Source organism: Kitasatospora sp. NPDC047058, assembly GCF_040643935.1.
In the GTDB taxonomy this organism is placed as follows: domain Bacteria; phylum Actinomycetota; class Actinomycetes; order Streptomycetales; family Streptomycetaceae; genus Kitasatospora.
The window spans coordinates 1-7,299 of record NZ_JBEYVJ010000342.1 but is presented as its reverse complement, the minus strand read 5'-3'; the positions used below and the strand labels follow the sequence as shown (position 1 = coordinate 7,299).

6 protein-coding genes are annotated in these 7,299 nt (G+C 71.4%); all 6 read right to left on the bottom strand.

Annotated elements, in window-relative coordinates; genetic code table 11:
- A partial coding sequence (locus ABZ885_RS32180) for a trypsin-like peptidase domain-containing protein (RefSeq protein ID WP_360196478.1) occupies positions 1-4,101 on the bottom strand: 4,101 nt, incomplete at its 3' end.
- 4 nt (positions 4,102-4,105) lie between these two features.
- Complete coding sequence (locus ABZ885_RS32175) at positions 4,106-4,474, bottom strand: CU044_2847 family protein (RefSeq protein ID WP_360196475.1); 369 nt, start codon at positions 4,472-4,474, stop codon at positions 4,106-4,108.
- Positions 4,475-4,770: 296 nt separating this feature from the next.
- The gene (locus ABZ885_RS32170; RefSeq protein WP_360196472.1) at positions 4,771-5,160 is read right to left on the bottom strand and encodes a hypothetical protein; all 390 of its coding nucleotides are present in this window, start codon (positions 5,158-5,160) and stop codon (positions 4,771-4,773) included.
- A gap of 55 nt (positions 5,161-5,215) precedes the next feature.
- Positions 5,216-5,527 carry a hypothetical protein gene (locus ABZ885_RS32165; RefSeq protein ID WP_360196469.1) on the bottom strand — a complete coding sequence of 104 codons (312 nt, stop codon included), beginning with the start codon at positions 5,525-5,527 and terminating at the stop codon, positions 5,216-5,218.
- Positions 5,528-6,212: 685 nt separating this feature from the next.
- On the bottom strand, positions 6,213-6,632 hold the full coding sequence (locus tag ABZ885_RS32160; protein WP_360196466.1) for a hypothetical protein: 420 nt from the start codon (positions 6,630-6,632) through the stop codon (positions 6,213-6,215).
- 487 nt (positions 6,633-7,119) lie between these two features.
- On the bottom strand, positions 7,120-7,299 hold a 180-nt coding region (locus ABZ885_RS32155), incomplete at its 5' end, for a hypothetical protein (protein WP_360196463.1).

Genomic DNA, 7,299 nt, shown 5'->3' with positions numbered 1-7,299 from the left:
GTCGGGACTGAACACCACCGAGCTCACAGCGCCGGTGTGGCCGGTGAGGGTGGCGGTGGTTTTGCCGGTGGCCACGTCCCACAGTCGTGCGGTGCCGTCGTAGCTGGCGGTGGCGAGGGTGCGGCCGTCGGGACTGAACACCACCGAGTACATAGGGCCTCTGGGGTTGGTGAGGGTGGCGGTGGTTTTGCCGGTGGCCACGTCCCACAGCCGCGCAGTGCCGTCGAAGTTACCCACGGTGGCGAGGGTGCGGCCGTCGGGACTGAACACCACCGAGCTCACAGCGCCGGTGTGGCCGGTGAGGGTGGCGGTGGTTTTGCCGGTGGCCACGTCCCACAGTCGTGCGGTGCTGCCACTGCTGGCGGTGGCGAGGGTGCGGCCGTCGGGACTGAACACCACCGAGTACACGGGGCCGGTGAGGGTGGCGGTGGTTTTGCCGGTGGCCACGTCCCACAGCCGCGCAGTGTTGTCCTTGCCTGCGGTGGCGAGGGTGCGGCCGTCGTGACTGAACACCACCGAGTACACGGTGTCGGTGTGGCCGGTGAGGGTGGCGGTGGTTTTGCCGGTGGCCACGTCCCACAGTCGTACGCTGCTGTCGCTGCCTGCGGTGGCGAGGGTGCGGCCGTCGGGACTGAACACCACCGAGTGCACGGGGCCTGTGGGGTGGGTGAGGGTGGCGGTGGTTTTGTCGGTGGCCACGTCCCATAGTCGTGCGGTGCTGTCGCTGCCTGCGGTGGCGAGGGTGCGGCCGTCGGGACTGAACACCACCGAGTACACGGGGCCGGTGTGGCCGGTGAGGGTGGAAATGGTTTTGTCGGTGGCGACGTCCCACAGTCGTGCGGTGCCGTCGCTGCTGGCGGTGGCGAAGGTGCGGCCGTCGGGACTGAACACCATCAACTCCACAGAGCCGGTGTGGCCGGTGAGGGTGGAAATGGCTTTGTCGGTGGCCACGTCCCACAGTCGTGCGGTGCCGTCGCTGCTGGCGGTGGCGAGGGTGCGGCCGTCGGGACTGAACACCACCGAGTGCACGGGGCCTGTGGCGTGGGTGAGGGTGGCGGTGGTTTTGTCGGTGGCCACGTCCCACAGTCGTGCGGTGCCGTCGCTGCTGGTGGTGGCGAGGGTGCGGCCGTCGGGGCTGAACACCACCGAGTACACGGTGTCGGTGTGGCCGGTGAGGGTGGAAATGAGTTTGCCGGTGGCCGTGTCCCACAGTTGTGCGGTGCTGTCGCTGGTGGTGGCGAAGGTCCGACTGTCGGGGCTGAACACCACCGAGTACACGGTGTCGGTGTGGCCGGTGAGGGTGGAAATGAGTTTGCCGGTGGCCACGTCCCACAGTCGTGCGGTGCCGTCGAAGCTACGCGCGGTGGCGAGGGTGTGGCCGTCGGGACTGAACACCACCGAGTACACGGTGTCGGTGTGGCCGGTGAGGGTGGAAATGAGTTTGCCGGTGGCGGTGTCCCACAGTTGTGCGGTGCCGTCGTAGTTACCCGCGGTGGCGAGGGTGTGGCCGTCGGGACTGAACACCACCGAGTGCACGGGGCCTGTGGGATTGGTGAGGGTGGCGGTGGTTTTGCCGGTGGCCACGTCCCACAGCCGCGCAGTGCCGTCGTCGCTGGTGGTGGCGAGGGTGTGGCCGTCGGGGCTGAACACCACCGAGTGCACGGGGCCTGTGGGGTGGGTGAGGGTGGCGGTGGTTTTGCCGGTGGCCACGTCCCACAGCCGCGCAGTGCCGTCGGCGCTTGCGATTGCGAAGGTCCGGCTGTCGGGGCTGAACACCACCGAGGCCCCGATGCCAGTGTGCCCGGTGAGTCGGCGGTGCAGGGGGAGGGCGGCGGCGGCGTTGAGGGCGTTGGCGGCTTCCGAAGTCGGGTCGGTGCGGTAGGCGGCGACGGCGAGCAGGGAGGCGAGGTCAGGGTCGGTGTCGAGGAGGACGGTCGACTGGGCGGCGAGTTGCCGGGACTGCGCGGTGTGCTGTTGGGACTGCGCAGTGTGCTGGGCAGTGATGGCTGCCTGCCGTTGCCAGAAGGCAATTCCGGAGGCTAGTAGGGCGAGGGCGAGGAGGATTGCCAGAATGGAGCTGAGGCGCCTGCTACGCCGTACGGCGGCTTGCTGGCGGCGTCGGCCCGCATTCAGGAACGCTGCGAGTTCGGCGGGCAGGCGGCGCTGGCCTACCAGGTCCGTGCCGTCGGCGAGGAGCGTTCCCGCAGGCAGGTCCTGGGGATCGTGCTGTTCCTGCCAGCGGGTGTACTGGGTGCGGATGCGGTGGAGCCAGTCGTAGAACCGGGCGTCCTGCTTCATCCAGCGGCACAGGGTGGGCCAGTCGCGGATGAGGGCGTCGTGGATCAGTTCGGCCATCGGTGTTCCGACAGTTGGGTCGATTGCTTCCAAAGCCGCTGCCGGCTTCGGTTGGCGTAACCGGTCGGTGGTGATGATGCGGTGCTGGGAGAGTACGGCCAGGACCTCGTCGACGGCTTCGAGTGCTTGGGGTGTGCCGTTGTCGGCGGCGAGTTCGCGCAGCTCGTCGAGTGGGAGCTTTTGGCGTGCTGCCGGGATGTTCAGGGCCTCGTCGGCGGGGCGGACCAGGGCGGTGAGTGCCCGTTGGGCGATGCGCTGCTGTGGTTCGTCGAGTTCGCGCAGGGCGTTGTCGCACCAGCCGGCCAGGGCTCCGGTCACGGCGCCGATGTGGCGGTAGGCGTCGTGGGTGAGGCGGCCGTCGTGGTCGAGGCGGCTGTCCCAGAGCCGGCTGAGTGCGACTTCCAGAAGCGGCAGTACGGTGGCCGGGGCCTCGAAGGCAACAGTGGTGTGGGGGTTGAGGGCCAGGACGTCGGAGACGATCTGCTGTGCCAGCCCCGCTTCGAAGTGGACCTTCAGGTCGGCGGCGGGTTTGGTGACGATCGCGGTCAGTTCCGTACTGGCCAGTGTGGTGGGCAGGTTGAGTACAGCGCCTGCGTCCAGTACGGCCCGCAGCAGCCTGGGGGCCAGGGCGGACAGTCGGGGGTAGAAGTCGTCGCGCATGACGAGGACGAGGACCAGGTCGGGCGCGGGAGTGGTGGACAGGATTGCCCCGGCAAGGGAGGTGAGGGCTGTGAGGGCCCTCACCCGAGGTTCGTCCGTGGATGCGAGGAGTTCCTCGAACTGGTCGACGACCAGCACCACGCGCTCACGGGCCAGGCCGAGGTCCGTGGGCAGCCGGGCCTGTTCGAGGGCGGCCTCCAAGTCGGGGCCGGGCCGTACGACCGTCTGGCGCCAAAGATGGCTGCCCGGCAGCCGCCCGGCAGTCAGCTCGGGCAGCACCTTTGCCTGGACCAGGGAGGACTTGCCCGCTCCCGAGGGCCCGAGCAGCAGCACTACCATCGGCCCATCCCCCAACCTCGCCAGAACCTGGTGCGCCGCTTCATCGCGGCCGTGGAACCAGCGGGCGTGCTCGGCGGCGAACGGCTCCAGTCCCCGGTACGGCGACACGTCGCCCACATCGAGCGCGGGCCATGCCTCCCGCAGTGCTTCGGTCGGTGTGACGTAGGCGATGTTCTGGCCCCGGCCGTAGTCGTCGGGCGGCGTGATCGCGGTGACCATGCCGACCACCAGGCCGGTCGTCTCGTCGAGGACGGGTCCACCGCTGAACCCGGTGGTCATATCGTTGGCATCGGTCAACTGCAGCAGATCACCGGCCCGGTCGGGAGCCCGCAACAGCCCCACGACCGTGCCCGAGCCGAAATGCCCCTCCGGCGGGGCCACGACGGGGAAGCCGAGCGAGCAAACCTGGTGCCTGCGGCAGCCCATCGCCGATCCCAGCACCAGCGGGGCCGTGCCCGCCGGCACGTCGTCCAGCAGGACCAGGGCGATGTCCTGCTCCTCCGGGTCGCGCCACCCCTCCTCCAGCACCCGGCCCGTCGGCGCCGGGACACCGGGCAGACGTGGGAACCGCAACTGCACCGAATCCCCGGGGCCGTAGCCACCCGCGGCCAGGACGTGTGCGCAGCTGACGAGTAGGTTCTCGGCGATCAGGAAGCCCGTTCCCAGCACTACCTCGTTCCCGCCGCGGATCTGGGCGACCGCGGCGGTCAGCACATCGAACGTGCGGGCGTCGTGCCCGGCATCCACGGGATCAGTCCGTCGACGTGGTACCCGGTGCGTGGGTGGGACCGGCGCCGGTGTCGGCGTCCTCCTTGCGCCATGTCAGCTTCACGGTCAGATGGCAGCTCGCGGCCGTCTTGGTGATCACAACCCCGGCCTCTGTGGCAAGGTCTACTCCGAACTCGACCTCCAGCTCCGCCGGCCCCGCATCGCGCAACCGCGCCAGCACGGTGCGGGCCAGGTCGGTCACCGGCTCCAGGGCCGCACCCAGCCCCACCGGCAGCTCACGGATCGCATCGCCGACACGGCTCGCCTTCACTGGTCCGACCGCACTGTCCACAGCTTCGACCAGGATCGAACCCCCGCCGTCCAGCGGCACCCGCGCCAACTGCTGCCCCATCGGATCCCTCCTCCTGTCACCGTCCTGTGGTGACCACACCGACAAATTACTCGCGGGAAGGAGGAGGCATGGAGAGAACGGATGAATCGAAGAGGCCTGCCAGAGGTACTACAGAACTCATGCCGAGATCGAACTCGGTGCACCCTCATCTCACACCGCGAGCTGCAGGGCGTTCGACGAGAGTTGGCCGACCTCCTTGGCGCTGCCGAGCCGGGCATCAACCGTCACAGTCGGGTACTGACGGCAGGCAATGCTTGTTCCTGCCGGGTTGGCGTTGGTGACTGCCAGTAGTGCTTCTACTCGGGGCTCGTCGGGGCTTGTGCTGCTCGAAGCCGGCTGGCGACGTAGCCGGCGCGGTCGCCTCCGTTCCATTTGTGCCAGTGGTGGGCGGTGCCGTCTGCGGCGCCCAGGAGGTCGGCGAGCATCTTCCAGTGGACCGCGCCGACAAGGGCCAGCCAGGCGCCGTTGCGTGCCTTGCCGGTGCTGTGGACACCGAGGCGTTGGAGGCGCCGTTGCAGCGTGTTCGAGCTGGGCGGGCTGGAGGGGCGAAGGCCGGGGAAGCGTTCGTGGACGAGTTGTTGGAGGAGGGCTGACAGGCGTGGGCGGAGCCAGAGTGTTTCGCGGCCGAGCTGGAGGCCCAGGGCCCCGAGTTCGGCCTCGCTCGGCGGCGGCGTCCTACCTGGCACCTGGGCAGCCACCCGCCTGCCCAAACCCCGACCGCGCGGGTGCGACGCGTTGCGGCTACGTTTCGGTGTGGCTGCCGGGCTCCAGGGCGTGCAGCCGCCCGGCCGCCAGCCGGAAGGCGTCCCGCGCGCTGTCGGCCTGCTCGGCGGCCCCGCGTGCCTCGTCCCGGGCGGACTTGACCAGCTCCTCGGCACGGGCGAGAGCGTCCCGGGCGCTGGTGTCGCGCTCCTGGGCGTCGGCGAGCGCGACCCGCGCCTGTTCGGCCTCGCCCTGCGCCTGCTGCCGGGCCGCCTCGGCGTCGGCGAGCACCATTGCGGCGGCCCGGGCACGGGCGTCGGCCGCGTCCTGAGCCTGTTCGGCCGCGGCCACCGTCTCCCGTGCCCGCTCCAGTTCGCGTCGACGCTGCCGCTCGGCTTCCTCCTGGGCCGCCGCGGCCCGTGCGTCGGCAGGGGCGCCTTCTTCGTCGCCCGCCGCTGTCTGCCGGGCGCCGCCTCCGGCACGCCGGGGGCGGCGCCCGGCCACAGCACGGGGTCCAGCGCGGCGGTCAGCCGGCCCTCGGCGAGGGCCCGTCCGGCCTCCGGGTCGGCGAGCGCGGCACTCAGCGTCCGCTCCAGGTCGGTGACGGCGCCCGCGCCAAGCGGATGGCCGGCCGCCGCGGCGTCCCTTCCCGCCTGTTCGGTCAGCGCCCGCACCAGACGGCGGCGCTGCTCGACGAGCTCGCGCAGCTGCGCACCGGCGAGGTGCTGCTGGGCGTCCCGCAGGGCCTGGCCGAGGCCGAGGAGCTGTTCGACCTGGTCCCGGTGGTGGTGGGCGAGGAGGTTCGCGGCCCACGCGGCCTGGGTGGGGCGGTGCAGCGCGCGGATCCGCTTGGCGAGGGCCGGGTCGGTCTTCTTGAGTTCGTCGGCGTGCCGGGTGCGGGCCGCGGTGAAGTCGGCCGGGGCGAGGAGGTAGAGCCCGTCGGCGATCACGTCGAAGGCGGGGGAGGGCTTGCTGGTGGCCATCGTCTCGGACTGTACGGGCGCCGGGGCGGGACCGCGCGGCCGGACGGCCTGGATCAGCGGACGTGGTTGATGAAGACGCGGGAGCCGTCGTGGAAGTCGATCGTCGCCCCGTGCCCGACGGCCGGGGGGCGGGGCAGGTCGGAGTAGATCTCGGCTGCGGCGATCTCGCCGGGGTCGGCGGCGAGAAGCGCGGCGACGAGGGCGTGTTCGACCGAGGCCGGGTCGCCGGCCGGGGCGGGCACGTCCACGCTGGCGGGCTTGGTGCCGAGGACCGGCTCGGGTTCCGGGTCGGCCCACCTGCTGCCGGGGGCGCCGATGCCGACCACCTGCCACAGCGAGGTCCGGCCGTCGGCCTCGACGGCGATGCCGTACGGATGGCGGGTGTGGCCGGCGTCGGCGAGAGCCTTCGCGGCCACGCCGGGCAGGCCGGCCGCGGCGTCGAGGAGCAGCTGCTGGAAACGGGCAGGGCGCATGGGTGTCCTCGGGGAGCGGGGGTGATCACCGTAGCCGGGCGGGTCTCGGCGGCCGGCCACGCCACATCGGGCCATCAGGCTGATGTCGGAGCGCGCGTGTGCCGGATCGCGTTAGTTGTCACCAAGCCATGTTGGAGGTGCTGGCCTGGGTCGGCCGATGGATCACTGCGGTTGTCACCAGGTGATCGATAAATCTGACACCAACGTGCAGTTGCTCGTTTTACCTGTCACGGGCTGTTTGCTGGAGATCCACTGCGCCAGGGGCGTCGACTCTTCCATGGCTCGTGTGTTCGATGCGCTCGCCGACCCGAACACCTTCGAAGACGGTCGAGCGGGTCGACGAGGGCCGGCCGCGTGGCGGGGGGGGGGGGGCCCGGCCGCCCCCCGGGGGGGGTGGCCCCCCGCCCCCCGCCCCCCGCCGCGCCCCCCCCCCGGACCCCGCCCCGACCCCCCCCGGCGCCCCCGCCCCCACCGCCGGACGAACCGGTCAGTGCGCCTTGCCGACGGCGGCGGTCGCGCGGATCTTGGGGGTCCGCGGATCGCCCTCGGTCCGGCCGACGTTCTCGGTCCGGCCGGCGGTCTCGGCCCGGCCTGCGGCCTCGGCCGTCTCGCCGTGCTGGGCGCCGTTGCCGGCGACCCGCTGGCCGTCGCCCGATCGGGCTCCGGC